We start from the raw sequence: 15727 nt of genomic DNA, 5'->3' as shown, positions 1-15727 counted from the left end.
ATGAGTAATACCATCGCGATTGTTGATGATCACAATTTATTCGCAAAATCTTTACAAAACCTGGTAAATTCCTTCGGGAATTTTGAGGTTTCCGGGCTATATAAAAATGGCCAGGAACTTGTCGACTTCTTCGGTGCCAACCGTCCCAAACCGGATGTCATCCTTTTGGATATTAAAATGCCGGTTATGGATGGGCCTGAAACTATGGCCTGGCTTAAGGAAAATTTTCCTGAGCAAAAAGTGCTGGCCCTGACCATGGAGGATGATGAAGAAACCATTTTTAGAATGGTCAAACTAGGCTGCCGCGGCTATTTGCTCAAGGATATTGATCCCGATGAATTTCATTACGCTTTAAAGCAAGTGGTCCAGGATGGGTATTATTATACCGATGAGGTATCGGAAGCCATAGAGAACCACGGGAAGGCAAAATCCTTCGAAAATCTAACTGCTCGGGAAGTGGAATTTCTTAGCCTGGCCTGTACTGAAATGACCTACAAACAAGTGGCCGCTGAGATGAATTTAAGTCCGAAGACCATAGACGGTTACCGGGAAAGTCTTTTTAATAAGCTCAATGTCCGCAGCCGCATTGGCCTGGTCTTATTTGCCATAAAACATAAAATATACCTGATATAGCTCGACCAGGGAGGAAGGTGATTTTCCAAAGGGACCCCGGGAGCATTTTCTGAAATCCGGCTTGATTTTTTGATCTTCTTTAAGATTAAGCGCTTTCAAAGCATTAATTTCCGCAGTATCTTCGCTGGCTGTAAAACCTTATGATCGTGAATGAAACACCTAAAATAGAACTCCGAAACCTAAGACTGAAGGATTACCAGGAACTCAAGGTATCCATGATAAAGAGTTATCAAAAGATGCCCGATGAGTATTGGAGTAAAGATGAAATCAGGAATCTTGTGAACAAGTTTCCTGAGGGACAGTTTTGTATTGAGATCGATAATAAAATCGCGGGTTGTGCACTGGCAATTATCATAGATTCCAAAAAATTCGACGAGAACCATACCTATGAGGAGATCATTGGCGGGGAGAATTTTTCAACCCATACCCAAAATGGCGATGTGCTTTATGGGATAGATGTTTTTATACATCCTGAATATCGCGGTATGCGCCTGGGCAGGCGTTTATATGAGGCCAGGAAAGAACTCTGTGAACAACTAAATTTAAAATCAATTGTCTTCGGGGGAAGAATTCCAAACTTTTCCAAATATGCCAAGGAACTTACGCCCAAAAAATATATAGAAAAAGTAAAATTGCAGGAAATCCATGACCCAGTCCTGTCTTTTCAGTTATCCAATGATTTTCATGTTAAAAAGGTGATCAAAGGTTACCTTCCAGGTGATTTAGAAAGCAAGGAATATGCGGTGCTTATGGAGTGGAATAACATCTACTACACCAAAACCAAAAAGCTGATAGACACTCCGAAAACCGTAGTCAGGCTTGGTTTAGTACAATGGCAGATGAGGCTTTTCAGGGATTATGATGCCCTTGTTTCCCAGATTGAATTCTTTGTGGATGCCGTTAGCGATTACCAAAGTGATTTTATTCTTTTTCCGGAACTGTTCAATGCCCCGCTAATGGCAGAGTACAATCATTTGAATGAACCTGAAGCCATTCGCGGACTTTCCACATACACCGAACGTCTTTTGGAAACTTTTAGGGATTTCGCGGTCACCTATAATATCAATATCATTTCCGGTAGCATGCCTATGGTTATCGGTGAACATATGTATAATGTAGGTTGGCTCTGCCGACGGGATGGAACTTACGAGCGTTATGAAAAATTGCATATCACTCCTGCAGAAGAAACAGCCTGGGGGATGAAAGGGGGGAGTAAGCTCCAAACCTTCGATACCGATTGCGGAAAGGTTGGGGTTTTAATTTGTTATGACATAGAATTTCCGGAGGTTTCAAGAATTCTTGCTGAAGAAGGTATGAATATTCTCTTTGTTCCCTTTATGACCGATACCCAGAATGGTTATTCCCGGGTGAAAATCTGTGCCCAGGCCAGGGCAGTTGAAAATGAATGCTATGTCGCCATAGCCGGATCGGTGGGGAATTTACCTAAGGTAAATAATATGGATATTCAATATGCCCAAAGCGCGGTATTAACCCCATCAGACTTTGCTTTTCCGGTGAACGGGATCAAGGCTGAAGCCACACCGAATACAGAAAGTACACTGCTGGCTGATGTTGATCTGGACCTGCTTAAGGAGCTTCATAATTTCGGGAGTGTAAGAAATATGAAAGACCGACGAAAGGACCTCTATTCGCTGAAAAAAAAGAAATAGAATTCCAGGAAATAATTTCGGAAGATTTACTAACCTTGATCCCTATGAAAATTCCTCGGGAAATCAACTGGCATAGGACACCAGGGCATGGGCTTGGATAAGGTGAAAAACATCTCTTTTACCCCTATTTTTCTTCGGACTTTAAAAATCTTCCAGGGATACGGAGGATTGCCGATTTCTCATTAATTGCTCTTTAAAAATCTCATTTTATAAAATAAGCGAATAAAGAATAAGAATCTTGCAAAGGCCTTGTTTTTAGTACTTTTCAGTACAATTAGAGCCTATAATTGTTTTCTTAAAAAGCACTGTTTTCAGCTATCGTAATTATATTGAGTTCAAGTCACTGATTAACAGGGTGTTAAACCTGAATAAAACATCCTGAAAGTAATTAAGCAAGGGCTTAACAGCTCAGATCAAAATCTTATCAGGCTACTTTTAATCTTTCATAAAAGAAAGAAAATAAAGCAATGCCTAATAAATACAGTAAAATTTTAACACAAAGCGATTCGCAACCGGCCTCGCAGGCAATGTTGCACGCGATAGGGCTTACTAAAGAAGATTTTAAAAAACCTTTTGTGGGGATTGCCAGTACAGGTTATGAGGGAAACCCCTGTAATATGCATCTTAATGATCTTGCCAAACTGGTAAAACAGGGTTGTTCCGATGCAGAACTGGTTGGTTTGATATTTAATACCATTGGCGTAAGTGATGGAATTTCCATGGGAACCCCTGGGATGAGATATTCCCTTCCATCTCGTGATATCATTGCGGATTCTATGGAAACCGTGGTGCACGCAATGTCTTATGATGGAATGGTTACCGTAGTAGGATGTGATAAAAACATGCCCGGCGCGCTTATGGCGATGTTGCGTATTAATCGTCCGGCTGTTTTGGTTTATGGTGGAACCATAGCTTCCGGTTGTCATAACGGAAAGAAATTGGACGTGGTGTCTGCTTTTGAAGCCTGGGGCGCCAAGACAGCGGGTGATATCGATAATGAGGAATACGAAAGTATTATTGAAAAAGCCTGTCCAGGCGCGGGTGCCTGCGGCGGGATGTACACCGCTAACACAATGGCCTCAGCTATTGAGGCTTTAGGAATGTCTCTGCCTTATAACTCTTCCAACCCAGCTACTGGATCGGAGAAGAGAACTGAAAGTATTGAAGCCGGAAAAGCAATGCGTTTGCTTCTTGAAAAGGATATTAAACCCCGGGATATCGTGACGAAAAAATCACTGGAAAACGCCATCAGGCTTCTTACTGTGCTTGGGGGGTCTACAAATGCTGTGTTGCATTTTCTGGCTATAGCCAAAGCGGCAGAAGTGGAATTTAGTCTAGATGAGTTTCAGAAAATCTGTGATAACACGCCTTTTTTAGCTAACCTCAAACCCAGTGGGAAATATGCCATGGAAGATGTTCACAGAATTGGCGGAATCCCCGCTGTCCTAAAATATATGCTAAACAATGGGATGCTCCATGGAGAGTGCCTTACCGTAACCGGAAAGAGTTTAGCAGAAAATTTAGAGAATGTTCCTGATCTGGAATCCGGACAGGATGTGATTCACGATCTGGATAACCCGGTCAAGAAAACCGGCCATATCCGGGTGCTTTATGGCAACCTGGCCAAAGGGGGGTCGGTAGCGAAAATCACTGGTAAAGAAGGCCTGGAATTTACCGGGAAAGCACGGGTTTTTGATTCGGAATATGCCGCTAATGATGGGATTTCTCAAGGGAAGGTGAAAAAAGGCGATGTGGTAGTAATACGATATGAAGGTCCTAAAGGTGGTCCGGGAATGCCCGAGATGTTAAAACCAACTTCTGCAATCATGGGGGCGAAACTCGGGAAAGATGTGGCCCTGATCACTGACGGAAGGTTTTCCGGCGGAACACATGGTTTTGTAGTAGGGCATATTACCCCTGAAGCACAGGAAGGTGGCCTTATTGCTTTTATCAAGGATGGAGACCAGATCACTATCAATGCAGAAACCAACAGGATTGAGGTAGCACTTTCCGAACAGGAAATAGAAGAAAGAAAGAAAAACTGGAAAGCTCCCGCGCTTAAATTCAGCAAAGGGGTGCTTTATAAATATGCAAGAACGGTTGCTTCAGCTTCACAGGGCTGCGTAACTGACGAATTTTAATATGGTGAATTATGGAAGTAAAAACAGCTAGTTTCGAAAAGCTTGCCACCCCTGCCACCCCTACAGTTTCAGGAGCTGAAGCCGTGATAAAATGTTTATTGGAGGAGGGTGTAAAAACCATTTACGGGTACCCGGGAGGGGCTATAATGCCTGTTTATGACGAATTGTATAAATATCAGAATGAGATTCACCACGTCCTTACCCGTCACGAGCAGGGCGCTACTCATGCTGCCCAGGGTTATGCCAGGGTCACGGGAAAAGTTGGAGTGGCTATTGCCACTTCCGGACCCGGAGCTACCAATCTGGTTACAGGGATTGCTGATGCTCAAATAGATTCTACTCCGCTGGTATGCATTACCGGGCAGGTAGGCTCCCATTTGCTGGGTAGCGATGCCTTCCAGGAAACCGATATTGTGGGAATCTCTACCCCAATTACAAAATGGAATTACCAGATTACCAAAGCCGAAGAAATTCCGGAGATAATGGCCAGAGCATTCTTTATTGCCAGGTCGGGAAGACCGGGACCGGTTCTTATCGATATCACTAAAGATGCTCAATTCGCTTCCCTGGAATTTGAGTATAAAAAATGCTCAGGAATTCGCAGCTATAAACCCGAACCTGAAATTAGTTCGGCTCAGCTTGAAAAAGCTGCCCAGGCCATCAACTCGGCTAAAAAGCCCTTTATCGTTTTTGGTCAGGGTGTCATCCTGGGTGGTGCAGAAAAACTTTTGAAGCAATTGGTAGATAAAACCGGAATTCCGACTGCCTGGACCATTCTGGGGCTTTCGGCACTTCCTTCTGATCATCCGCTCAATGTTGGTATGGTAGGAATGCACGGTAATTACGCTCCTAATATGCTGACAAACGAATGCGATGTGCTTATTGCCATTGGGATGCGATTTGACGATCGGGTAACGGGGAACCTTGATAAATATGCCAAACAGGCCAAGGTGATTCATTTTGAAATAGACCCTGCTGAGATTGATAAAAATGTAAAAGCGGATATCCCTGTTTTAGGAAATGTCAATAAAACCTTAGCCTTATTGCTTGATCTTGTTGAAGCCAGGGAGCACAAATCATGGCATCAACAGTTCAAGGATCTTTATAAGATTGAGTTTGAAAAGATCATCAAAAATGACCTTAACAGCGAACGAGGGAAAATAGGAATGGCAGAGGTGATCGACCAGATCAATACCTGTTCAAAGGGGGATGCGGTGATCGTTACCGATGTGGGGCAGCACCAGATGGTGACCTGCAGGTATTCCAAATTTAATCAAACGCGTAGTAAGGTGACTTCCGGAGGATTGGGTACTATGGGTTTTGCCCTTCCAGCAGCCATTGGAGCAAAAATGGGGGTTCCCCACAGGGAGGTCGTAGCTGTTATTGGAGACGGCGGATACCAGATGACCATCCAGGAATTGGGAACCATTTTTCAAACGAAAACTCCGGTGAAGATCGTGATCCTCAACAATGGTTTCCTGGGTATGGTTCGACAGTGGCAACAGCTTTTCTTTGATAAGCGCTATGCCTCTACGGAAATGGTTAACCCTGACTTTGTGACCATTGCCAAAGGTTATCATATCAAAACGAATCAGGTTACCGAAAGGGCTCAACTCGAAGAGGCTGTTAAGGAAATGATGGAATCCAAGGAAGCTTATTTCCTTGAAGTAAAAGTTGAACAGGAAGAAAATGTATTTCCCATGGTTCCAACCGGGGCGGCAGTTTCAGAAATATTATTGGAGTAATGGAAAAGAAGAATTATACAATTTCAATCTATACCGAAAACAATGTTGGCCTGTTGAGTCGTATTGCTGCGATCTTCCTTAAGAGGCATATCAATATAGAAAGTGTTACCGTGTCCAAAAGCGAGGTGGAGGGTGTGATGCGCTTTATCATCGTAGTAGAGGTTAATGAAGAGCAGGTGCAAAAAGTCGTTAAGCAGATTGAGAAACAAATAGAGGTAATCAAAGCCTTTTACCATACCGATCAGGAAATGATCTATCAGGAAACCGCCTTATACAAGGTGAATTCTCAGGAATTTGTGGATGATATGAGCATTCAGGATTTTATCAAGGAAACCAACGCCAGAATCGTAACGGTAACCCCAAAATTCTTTGTGATAGAAAAAACCGGGAAGCGCAGTGAGACCGATAGTCTATACGAAAAACTAAAACCATACGGGTTGATGCAGTTTGTGCGTTCGGGCACTATTGCTGTAACCAAAGAAGAGATGCAGATCTCAAGATTATTAGAAAAATTTAATACAATCAATTAATTAGAAATTATGACAAACTATTTTAACAGCTTGCCATTAAGAGAACAACTGGCTCAGTTAGGGACCTGTCGTTTTATGCAAACCGAAGAATTCAAGGATGGTGTAGCTGCCTTAAAAGACAAAAAAATAGTAATTGTTGGCTGTGGAGCCCAGGGACTCAACCAGGGACTCAATATGCGTGATAGCGGTTTGGATATTTCCTACGCCCTTAGAGATGGCGCAATTAGTGAGAAACGTCAATCCTATAAAAATGCCACAGAAAATGACTTCAAGGTTGGTACTTATGAGGAACTTATTCCGCAGGCTGACCTTGTGATCAACCTTACACCGGACAAACAACATACTCCGGTTATCAAAGCGATCCAACCTCATATTAAGAAAGATGCAGTGCTTTCTTATTCCCATGGATTTAATATCGTGGAAGAAGGGATGAAGATTCGGGAAGACATTACCGTAATTATGGTCGCTCCCAAATGTCCTGGCACTGAGGTGCGGGAGGAATACAAACGTGGCTTTGGAGTTCCGACACTCATAGCGGTGCATCCGGAGAACGACCCTGCGGGTAAAGGTTTGGAATGGGCGAAGGCCTATGCTGTGGCAACCGGTGGAGATCGGGCTGGAGTGCTGGAATCTTCTTTTGTAGCGGAAGTGAAATCCGACCTTATGGGAGAACAAACCATTCTTTGTGGAGTATTACAAACCGGGTCTATTCTGAGCTTTGATAAAATGGTGGCCGATGGTATTGAACCGGAATATGCCGCAAAACTAATTCAGTATGGCTGGGAAACCATTACCGAAGCTCTAAAGCATGGTGGGGTTACCAATATGATGGACCGCCTGTCCAATCCTGCCAAATTAAGAGCCAATGAAATCGCGGAAGAACTAAAACAGAAAATGCGTCCGCTTTTTAGAAAACACATGGATGATATCATTTCGGGTGCTTTCAGCAGCAGGATGATGCAGGACTGGGCAAACAATGATAAAGAACTCCTGGAGTGGCGCGAAGAAACCGGTAAGACCGCTTTTGAAAAGACCGAAGCTACTTCTGAGAAGATCGGTGAACAGGAATATTTCGATAAAGGCGTCCTGCTTACAGCCTTTGTAAAATCAGGCGTGGAGCTTGCATTCGAAACTATGGTGGAGGCAGGGATCATCGAGGAATCGGCATATTATGAGTCCTTACACGAGGTTCCCCTTATTGCCAATACCATTGCAAGGAAAAAATTATATGAAATGAACCGCATCATTTCAGATACTGCCGAATACGGCTGTTACCTCTTTGATCATGCGGCTAAACCTTTGTTGAAAGACTATGTAAGTGGTCTTGAGCCTGCTGTTATAGGTCAGAATTACGGAACAGAGGATACCGGGGTTGATAACCAAGAGTTGATCAGTGTAAATGACGGGATCAGAAATCACCCCGTAGAAAAGGTAGGCGCCACATTACGACAGGCGATGACCGCAATGAAGAAAATACACCAATAAGATGAGCACTTTGCTGGCAGAAACCAAAACTTATAAACCCAGTCTCGAATCGGTAAAAGAAGCTGTGGAGCGAATCAAAAAGGTGGTGGTTAAAACACCGCTGGCACCCTCTTTTACCTACAGTAATCGCTACTCAGCAAATATTTTGCTGAAACGAGAAGACCTGCAACAGGTACGTTCCTATAAGATTCGGGGGGCTTTCAATAAGATCTCAAGCCTTCCAAAGAAGCAACTGGAGAAGGGAGTGATTTGTGCCAGCGCCGGAAATCACGCACAGGGTGTTGCCTTTGCCTGTAATAAACTACAGGCAAAGGGCGTGATATATATGCCCGGTACCACCCCACGGCAAAAGGTGGAACAAACACGGATGTTTGGAGGAGATTGGGTTGAAGTCATTCTAAAAGGAGATACCTTCGATGATGCCTTTAAAAATGCGATGCAACACCGGGAGAAATATGGTTTGGTTTTTATACATCCTTTTGATGATGAGAAAGTCATAGAAGGACAAGCCACTATCGGACTGGAGATCCTGGAGCAATCCAGTGAACCTATAGATTACGTCTTTGCACCCTTAGGAGGTGGAGGCCTCCTGGCCGGCCTTTCCTCGGTTTTCAAGGAACTTTCCCCGAACACCAAAATAATCGGTATAGAACCTGAAGGAGCGCCATCGATGACCTCTTCGTTGAAACAGGGGAAAGTGGTGGAACTGGGAGAAATTGAACGTTTTGTGGACGGGGCAGCCGTGCAAAAGGTGGGGAGCAGAAATTTCGCGATATGTAAGGAGAATCTCGATAAAATGATCACCATCCCTGAAGGAAAAATTTGTCAAACCATTCTCGATCTTTACAATCAGGATGCCATCGTTGTGGAACCGGCAGGAGCTATGGCTATTTCTGCCCTGGATTATTTTGCCCAGGATATTAAAGGCAAAAATGTTGTGTGTATTGTCAGTGGCAGCAATAATGATATCACCAGAACAGCAGAGATCAAGGAAAGAGCTCTGTTATATGCCGGACTGAAACATTATTTTGTAATAAGCTTTCCACAAAGGGCCGGAGCCCTGAAGGAATTCGTAGCGAAAGTTTTGGGACCTAATGATGATATCACTCATTTTGAATACTCAAAGAAACATCACCGGGAAAATGGCCCAGCGGTTGTTGGGATAGAACTGAATGATCCGGTAGACTTTGAACCTTTAGTAGCCCGGATGAAAGCGAAGAATTTTTATGGGGAATATTTAAATGATAAACCAAATTTATTTCAATTTTTGGTGTGAATTTTTTGTTGGTTAAAAAAATGCATTACATTTACAGCGTGATACAAATGACACAAATAATATTCCCCGTTTCTCGCTTGCGCCGCATTCGCCGTTGCTAAGCGATTAACCTGTTCTGCTTTTTTAATATTATTTGAATATCACATTTTGAAAAAACTTTTTTACATATTTACTTCAGACTTCTTCAGAAATCTTTCTGAAAATCCTGCATTTACTATGGTTCCGGGAAGGAACCCCCGTTTTACTCGCCGCCGCCCCTGGCGTGTGTAATTCTATTGGAACTCAGGTGAGTCCGGTTCCCCATCAGCGACCAAGTAATTTAATTTCAATTCATCCTTAATTTCTTAGCCAGTGAAAATACTCATTGCTAATAATTCCCATTCCCAGTACGCCGGGATCATTTGTGATACTATCGAAGAATCCGCAAAGGTCCGTGGTACCGGGATCGCCAGAAGAACACCACAATACATCATCAATAAGATGGAAAAAGGCAACGCCGTGATCGCTCTTGACGGTGAAAAATTTGCCGGTTTCTGCTATATCGAAACCTGGAGCCACGAAAGGTATGTGGCAAATTCAGGTTTAATTGTGCACCCGGATTATCGGAACCAGGGACTGGCTAAAGGCATAAAGGAGGTGATCTTTGAGCATTCCAGGAAGAAATACCCCCATGCAAAAATATTTGGAATTACCACGGGACTCGCCGTGATGAAGATAAATTATGAATTGGGGTATCAGCCCGTTACCTTTTCTGAACTTACCGATGATGATGCTTTTTGGAAAGGGTGCCAAACCTGTAAAAATTACGATATCCTTACCAGAACTGAGCGTAAAATGTGTCTTTGTACAGGGATGATGTATGATCCTGAGAGAAAAAAGGAGCCGGAAAAGCCAGAAAAGAAGGAAAGTTTTAATGGTAAGGCATTTAAGAGATTAAAGAGCATAAAACAGACTTTGTTCTATAAAAAAGAAAAATAGATTATCAGTATAATCGTAGGAGTACGCTACGGTTTAATTTTTAAAAGAAATGAAAAAAGTAGTGATTGCATACAGCGGAGGTTTAGATACTTCTTACTGCGCAAAATATTTATCTAAAGAAGAGAATTTTGAGGTGCATGCCGTGAGTGTCAATACCGGTGGATTCTCGGAGGAAGAAATAAAAAAAATAGGAGAGAACGCCCAAAAAATAGGGGCAAAGACCTATAAAAATATCGATGCGGTTTCCTCATTTTATCAGAAAGTGGTGAAGTATTTAATCTTTGGGAATGTATTGAAGAACAATACCTATCCACTTTCAGTTAGTGCTGAAAGGATAGTACAGGCCATAGAAATTGTAAATTACGCCAAAGATATCGGTGCCAAATATATCGCTCATGGCAGTACCGGCGCCGGGAATGATCAGGTTAGATTTGATATGATTTTTCAGATCATGGCCCCGGATATTGAGATCATCACCCCCATTCGAGATAAGCAGCTTAGTCGACAAGAGGAGATCGCTTATTTACAAGAGCAGGGCGTGGAGATGAATTGGGAGAAATCAAAATATTCGGTCAATAAGGGGCTCTGGGGAACCAGTGTTGGAGGAGCCGAAACCCTGACCTCAGAAAAGGCCTTGCCGGAAAGTGCCTATCCTTCGCAACTTCAGGAAAAAGAGGCAAGGGAGATTAGCTTGCGTTTTGACAAGGGGGAACTTGTTGGGATTAATGGCCAAGAGAATTCCCCGGAGAAGAATATTGAAGTTCTCGAAGAGATCGCCTCCAAATACGCCATTGGCAGGGATATTCATGTCGGAGATACCATTATCGGTATAAAAGGAAGAGTTGGTTTTGAAGCTGGGGCAGCCCTAATTATTATTAAAGCTCATCATTTGCTGGAAAAACATAACCTGAGTAAATGGCAACTACAGCACAAGGATTATATGGCCAATTGGTACGGAACGCATTTGCACGAAGGCCAGTATCTTGATCCTGTCATGAGAGACCTGGAGGCTTTCCTGCAAAGTTCCCAGGAGCAGGTAAGTGGAGAGGTTTTTGTAACCTTACATCCTTACCGATTCACCCTGGATGGAATAAAATCTCAGAAGGATTTGATGAATTCAAGCTTTGGAAACTACGGAGAGGAAAATAAAGCCTGGACGGCCGATGATGCAAAAGGATTCATCAGGATTTTATCCAATGCAGGTAAGATCTACCAACACGTAAATAAATGAATATGAAAACAGTTGGAATAATTGGAGGGGCGGGATATACCGCCGGGGAATTGATAAGGATATTAATTCATCATCCCAAGGTGAAACTGGATTTTGTGTATAGCACTTCTCAACCGGGAAAATCGGTTGCCGGAATTCATCAGGATTTACTTGGAGAAACCGATTTGCAGTTTGTCGGGGAGGTGAACAAAAACGTAGATGTTGTTTTTTTATGCCTGGGACATGGAAATTCAGAGAAATTTCTGGCTCAAACCCAGTTTTCACAACATACAAAGATTGTGGACCTTAGTACGGATTACAGAATGTATGGGACGCATTCATTTGTCTACGGCCTGCCTGAATATAATAAAGCAAAAATTCAAAAAGCGAACTATATCGCAAATCCCGGTTGTTTTGCTACAGCAATCAGTCTTGCTATTCTACCACTTGCCCAGGCAAATTTGTTAACCCAAGCACTACATGTCAACGCAGTAACCGGGGCCACTGGTGCAGGAACCTCACTTTCGGCAACTACCCATTTTTCGTGGCGAGACAATAACTTCTCCAGTTATAAAGCCTTTGAACACCAGCATTTGAATGAAATTGGGCAGAGCATCAAAGCCTTGCAGGATGATCCTATGCCGGAGATTAATTTTATTCCCAATCGAGGTAATTTTTCCAGGGGAATTCATGCCACAGCCTACACTAAATTTAAGGGAGACCTCCAGGAGGCTAAAGCTATTTATTCCAAAGCCTATGAAGATGCCCGTTTTACCTTTGTAGTTGAGGAAGATTTGCATTTAAAACAGGTCGTCAACACCAATAAATGTTTGCTGAAATTACAGAAGTTTAAGGATAATATATTGATAACCAGCATTATTGATAACTTGCTGAAAGGAGCTTCAGGCCAGGCTGTACAAAATATGAATTTGATGTTTGGATTTGAGGAAAACGCAGGCTTACAACTGAAGGCCAATTATTTTTAAGCAATGGGGTATCGGCCCGTGCATGGATCACATCGATTGAAGTTGAAAAACTGAGAAAATAAAAAATAAAATCTGACAAATGAAAATAGCGATAATTGGAGCTGGTAACCTGGGACTTTCCATTGCAAAGGGGCTTATCTTTAATAATGCCTATACGAGCCTGTATCTCACTAAGAGGGACACCCAGGAGATTCAACACTTTCAGGAATATGCAAAAGTTGAGGTGACAAAGGATAATTCGGTTGCGGTTGAAAATTCCGATATTCTGATTTTTGCCGTCCAGCCCACTCAAATGGAGGCTATAATGGAGGAAATAAAAGACCTTCTCACCGAAAAACATGTCCTTATTTCCACCGTTACCGGTTTTAAGATCGCTGCTATGGAAGCCATTGTAGGAAAAGAACAGTTTATCATTCGGTCAATGCCTAATACGGCAATTGCCGTAGGAAAATCCATGACCTGTCTGTGCAGTAACGAAAAAGGAAACCATCGCATTGCCATTGCAGAGGCTATCTTTAACCGACTAGGTACAAGTATTATTATTGCGGAAAACAAAATGCAGGCGGCCACGGTAATTTGTGCCAGTGGAATTGCTTTCTGGATGCGCCTTATCCGGGCAACGACACAGGGTGCTGTGCAGCTCGGTTTCGATGCCAAAGACGCTCATGAACTTTCTATGCAAACCTGCCTTGGTGCCGCGAGTCTGCTCATAGAATCCGGCAACCACCCGGAAGAAGAAATCGATAAGGTGACCACCCCACGTGGCTGTACGATCGAAGGTTTGAACGAAATGGAACATAACGGACTTAGTTCTTCTTTGATCAAAGGGATTCAGGCTTCATTTAAAAAAATTAACACCATTACAACTGACTAATTATGGATTTATTTGATGTATACCCACTCTATGATATAAGCCCTGTCAAGGGAAAGGGAGCTTATATTTTTGATAAGGAAGGAAATAAATACCTGGATCTTTATGGCGGCCATGCCGTAATTGCAATCGGCCATTCTCACCCGGCCTACATCAATGCCATTTCCCACCAGGTTGCTGAACTCGGGTTTTACTCGAATTCGGTTAAAAACCCTTTACAACAAGAACTTGCCGATAGGTTGGAAACGCTTTCTGGCATATCGGACTATAACCTGTTTTTATGTAATTCGGGTGCGGAGGCCAACGAAAATGCCGTAAAGCTTGCTTCTTTCCACACCGGTAAAGAGCGGGTTATTTATTTCGAAAAGGCCTTTCATGGAAGGACTTCAGGAGTAGTTGCGATCACGGATAATGAAAAGATCAAAGCGCCTTATAACCAACATCATAAGGTAACCAAACTGGCTTTTGAGGATGTCGATGCTCTTGAAACCGAATTGAAAAAGGGCGATGTGGCTGCAGTGATTTTCGAGGTGATTCAGGGGGTCGGGGGCTTAGAGGAAGCATCCACTGAATTTTATCAGAAAACCTCCCAATTGTGTAAAAGGTTTGATTCGGTTTTAATCGCTGATGAAGTGCAATCTGGTTATGGAAGAACCGGAGATTTCTTTGCTTTTCAAAAACACGGCATTCGTCCTGATATTATTTCCATAGCTAAAGGAATGGGCAATGGCTTTCCGATTGGCGGAATTTTAATCGATAAGGAGATAAAGGCTGAACCGGGTATGTTGGGGACTACCTTTGGTGGCAATCATCTTGCCTGTGCCGCAGGGATTTCAGTTCTGAAAGTAATTGAAAAGGAAAACCTGCTAAAAAATGCCAGGGAACTCTTCGACTATGTCAAAAATAAGTCGGAGGAAATTCCACAGATAAAGAAAGTCAAAGGTCGGGGATTAATGATTGGTTTGGAATTCGATTTTGAGATTTCACAATTAAGAAAAACCCTTTTGTATAAGCATCAGATATTTACCGGTGCGGCTGCCAACAAAAAGCTACTCCGGATTTTACCGCCCTTAAATGTGAACAAGGAACATTTTGATGAGTTATTTCAAGCTTTGAAAGTGGCTTTGAATTAGAGGGAAAACTGGGGAGGTTCTCCAAATTCGGATATTTAATGGGGCTCCCTGAATAAAATATACAAAATCTGGAAAAATAATATAAGATGAAGAATTACACAGAATTATCAGATATAACGGATTTACAAGCTTTGATCACAGAAGCTCTGGAATTAAAAAAGGGTGCTTCAACCATGGAAATCGGAAAAGGAAAAACCATGGGGATGCTGTTTTTCAATCCGAGTTTGAGAACCCGTTTGAGTACCGAAAAAGCAGCAAAAAACCTGGGCATGGAGGTAAGTGTTATCAATGCAGGTAGCGATAGCTGGAAACTGGAGTTTGAAGATGGTGTGGTAATGGATAGTGATAAAGCGGAGCATATCAAGGAAGCCGCGGCGGTTTTGTCACAATACTGCGATATTATTGGTGTTAGAGCCTTTCCTGAATTGCAGGATAAGGAGAAAGACCAGGCGGAAGCCGTGATCAATAGTTTTAAAAAGTATGCCTTGGTTCCTGTAGTGAATCTAGAAAGTGCAACAGGGCATCCCCTTCAGGCTCTTGCTGATGCCATGACCATTACGGAATTAAGAAAGAGAAGTAAGCCGAAGGTGGTGCTTAGTTGGGCGCCGCACCCTAAGGCCCTGCCTCAAAGCGTACCCAATTCCTTTGCGGAAATAATGCAGAAAATGGATGTGGAATTTGTGATCACCAATCCGGAAGGTTACGATTTGAATCCTGAAATCACTCAAAATGTTCCGGTAATTCACAATCAGGAAGAAGCCCTGAAAGATGCCGATTTTGTCTATGTGAAAAACTGGAGTAGTTATGAGAATTATGGACAGAAACTTAGTGAAGATAAAAACTGGACTTTCAGCATCGATAAATTGGGCCTAACCAGAAACGCTAAAGTTATGCATTGTCTACCGGTAAGACGAAATATGGTAATTACTGATCAGGTGCTGGATTCAGAAAATGCCGTGGTTATCCAGCAGGCCGCAAACAGGACCTTTGCTGCGCAGGGAGTATTAAAAAGGATTTTAGAGGAGAAGGTAATGCCAAGGGAATTAGGAAAAAATGCATAACCAGATCA

At 42.7% G+C, this 15727-nt stretch carries 13 protein-coding genes; all 13 read left to right on the top strand.

The window, feature by feature from the left end:
* The 13 genes from ACW6NC_RS09060 to ACW6NC_RS09000 all read left to right on the top strand — a co-directional run bounded on the left by ACW6NC_RS09060 (position 1) and on the right by ACW6NC_RS09000 (position 15719).
* Positions 1 to 633 carry a response regulator transcription factor gene (locus ACW6NC_RS09060; RefSeq protein WP_457865392.1) on the top strand — a complete coding sequence of 211 codons (633 nt, stop codon included), beginning with the start codon at positions 1 to 3 and terminating at the stop codon, positions 631 to 633.
* A gap of 140 nt (positions 634 to 773) precedes the next feature.
* The gene (locus ACW6NC_RS09055; protein WP_457865391.1) at positions 774 to 2303 is read left to right on the top strand and encodes a bifunctional GNAT family N-acetyltransferase/carbon-nitrogen hydrolase family protein; all 1530 of its coding nucleotides are present in this window, start codon (positions 774 to 776) and stop codon (positions 2301 to 2303) included.
* 467 nt (positions 2304 to 2770) lie between these two features.
* Positions 2771 to 4444 carry a dihydroxy-acid dehydratase gene (ilvD, locus tag ACW6NC_RS09050; protein ID WP_457865389.1) on the top strand — a complete coding sequence of 558 codons (1674 nt, stop codon included), beginning with the start codon at positions 2771 to 2773 and terminating at the stop codon, positions 4442 to 4444.
* An 11-nt stretch (positions 4445 to 4455) separates the two neighbouring features.
* Positions 4456 to 6189 carry a biosynthetic-type acetolactate synthase large subunit gene (gene ilvB, locus ACW6NC_RS09045; RefSeq protein ID WP_457865387.1) on the top strand — a complete coding sequence of 578 codons (1734 nt, stop codon included), beginning with the start codon at positions 4456 to 4458 and terminating at the stop codon, positions 6187 to 6189.
* Positions 6189 to 6719, top strand: a complete 531-nt coding sequence (ilvN, locus tag ACW6NC_RS09040; RefSeq protein ID WP_457865386.1) for an acetolactate synthase small subunit — start codon at positions 6189 to 6191, stop codon at positions 6717 to 6719. Before ilvB ends, ilvN begins: the two co-directional genes overlap by 1 nt.
* A gap of 9 nt (positions 6720 to 6728) precedes the next feature.
* Positions 6729 to 8204, top strand: a complete 1476-nt coding sequence (ilvC, locus tag ACW6NC_RS09035; protein ID WP_457865385.1) for a ketol-acid reductoisomerase — start codon at positions 6729 to 6731, stop codon at positions 8202 to 8204.
* Position 8205: 1 nt separating this feature from the next.
* Entirely contained in the window at positions 8206 to 9480 is a 1275-nt protein-coding gene (gene ilvA / locus ACW6NC_RS09030; RefSeq protein ID WP_457865383.1) for a threonine ammonia-lyase IlvA, read from the top strand.
* Between the two features lie 351 nt (positions 9481 to 9831).
* Positions 9832 to 10458, top strand: a complete 627-nt coding sequence (locus ACW6NC_RS09025) for a GNAT family N-acetyltransferase (protein ID WP_457865382.1) — start codon at positions 9832 to 9834, stop codon at positions 10456 to 10458.
* 49 nt (positions 10459 to 10507) lie between these two features.
* On the top strand, positions 10508 to 11689 hold the full coding sequence (locus tag ACW6NC_RS09020; RefSeq protein WP_457865380.1) for an argininosuccinate synthase: 1182 nt from the start codon (positions 10508 to 10510) through the stop codon (positions 11687 to 11689).
* 2 nt (positions 11690 to 11691) lie between these two features.
* Complete coding sequence (argC, locus tag ACW6NC_RS09015) at positions 11692 to 12654, top strand: N-acetyl-gamma-glutamyl-phosphate reductase (protein ID WP_457865378.1); 963 nt, start codon at positions 11692 to 11694, stop codon at positions 12652 to 12654.
* Positions 12655 to 12733: 79 nt separating this feature from the next.
* Positions 12734 to 13528, top strand: a complete 795-nt coding sequence (gene proC / locus ACW6NC_RS09010; RefSeq protein WP_457865376.1) for a pyrroline-5-carboxylate reductase — start codon at positions 12734 to 12736, stop codon at positions 13526 to 13528.
* A gap of 2 nt (positions 13529 to 13530) precedes the next feature.
* Complete coding sequence (locus ACW6NC_RS09005; RefSeq protein WP_457865374.1) at positions 13531 to 14658, top strand: aspartate aminotransferase family protein; 1128 nt, start codon at positions 13531 to 13533, stop codon at positions 14656 to 14658.
* Positions 14659 to 14744: 86 nt separating this feature from the next.
* A complete protein-coding gene (locus ACW6NC_RS09000) occupies positions 14745 to 15719 on the top strand; it encodes an N-acetylornithine carbamoyltransferase (RefSeq protein ID WP_457865372.1) in 975 nt (324 codons plus the stop codon).
* Positions 15720 to 15727: the final 8 nt, after the last annotated feature.

This window comes from Salegentibacter profundi (genome assembly GCF_054121475.1).
Note: the sequence above shows the minus strand (reverse complement) of the source record. Positions and strands in the feature narration are given on the sequence as shown.

Coding starts and splice junctions, on each gene's coding strand:
- ACW6NC_RS09020 (WP_457865380.1), top strand. CDS start 10,508: ATGAAAAAAGTAGTGATTGCATACAGCGGAGGTTTAGATACTTCTTAC.
- ACW6NC_RS09005 (WP_457865374.1), top strand. CDS start 13,531: ATGGATTTATTTGATGTATACCCACTCTATGATATAAGCCCTGTCAAG.
- proC (WP_457865376.1), top strand. CDS start 12,734: ATGAAAATAGCGATAATTGGAGCTGGTAACCTGGGACTTTCCATTGCA.
- ilvB (WP_457865387.1), top strand. CDS start 4,456: ATGGAAGTAAAAACAGCTAGTTTCGAAAAGCTTGCCACCCCTGCCACC.
- argC (WP_457865378.1), top strand. CDS start 11,692: ATGAAAACAGTTGGAATAATTGGAGGGGCGGGATATACCGCCGGGGAA.
- ilvC (WP_457865385.1), top strand. CDS start 6,729: ATGACAAACTATTTTAACAGCTTGCCATTAAGAGAACAACTGGCTCAG.
- ilvD (WP_457865389.1), top strand. CDS start 2,771: ATGCCTAATAAATACAGTAAAATTTTAACACAAAGCGATTCGCAACCG.
- ACW6NC_RS09000 (WP_457865372.1), top strand. CDS start 14,745: ATGAAGAATTACACAGAATTATCAGATATAACGGATTTACAAGCTTTG.
- ilvN (WP_457865386.1), top strand. CDS start 6,189: ATGGAAAAGAAGAATTATACAATTTCAATCTATACCGAAAACAATGTT.
- ACW6NC_RS09055 (WP_457865391.1), top strand. CDS start 774: ATGATCGTGAATGAAACACCTAAAATAGAACTCCGAAACCTAAGACTG.
- ACW6NC_RS09060 (WP_457865392.1), top strand. CDS start 1: ATGAGTAATACCATCGCGATTGTTGATGATCACAATTTATTCGCAAAA.
- ilvA (WP_457865383.1), top strand. CDS start 8,206: ATGAGCACTTTGCTGGCAGAAACCAAAACTTATAAACCCAGTCTCGAA.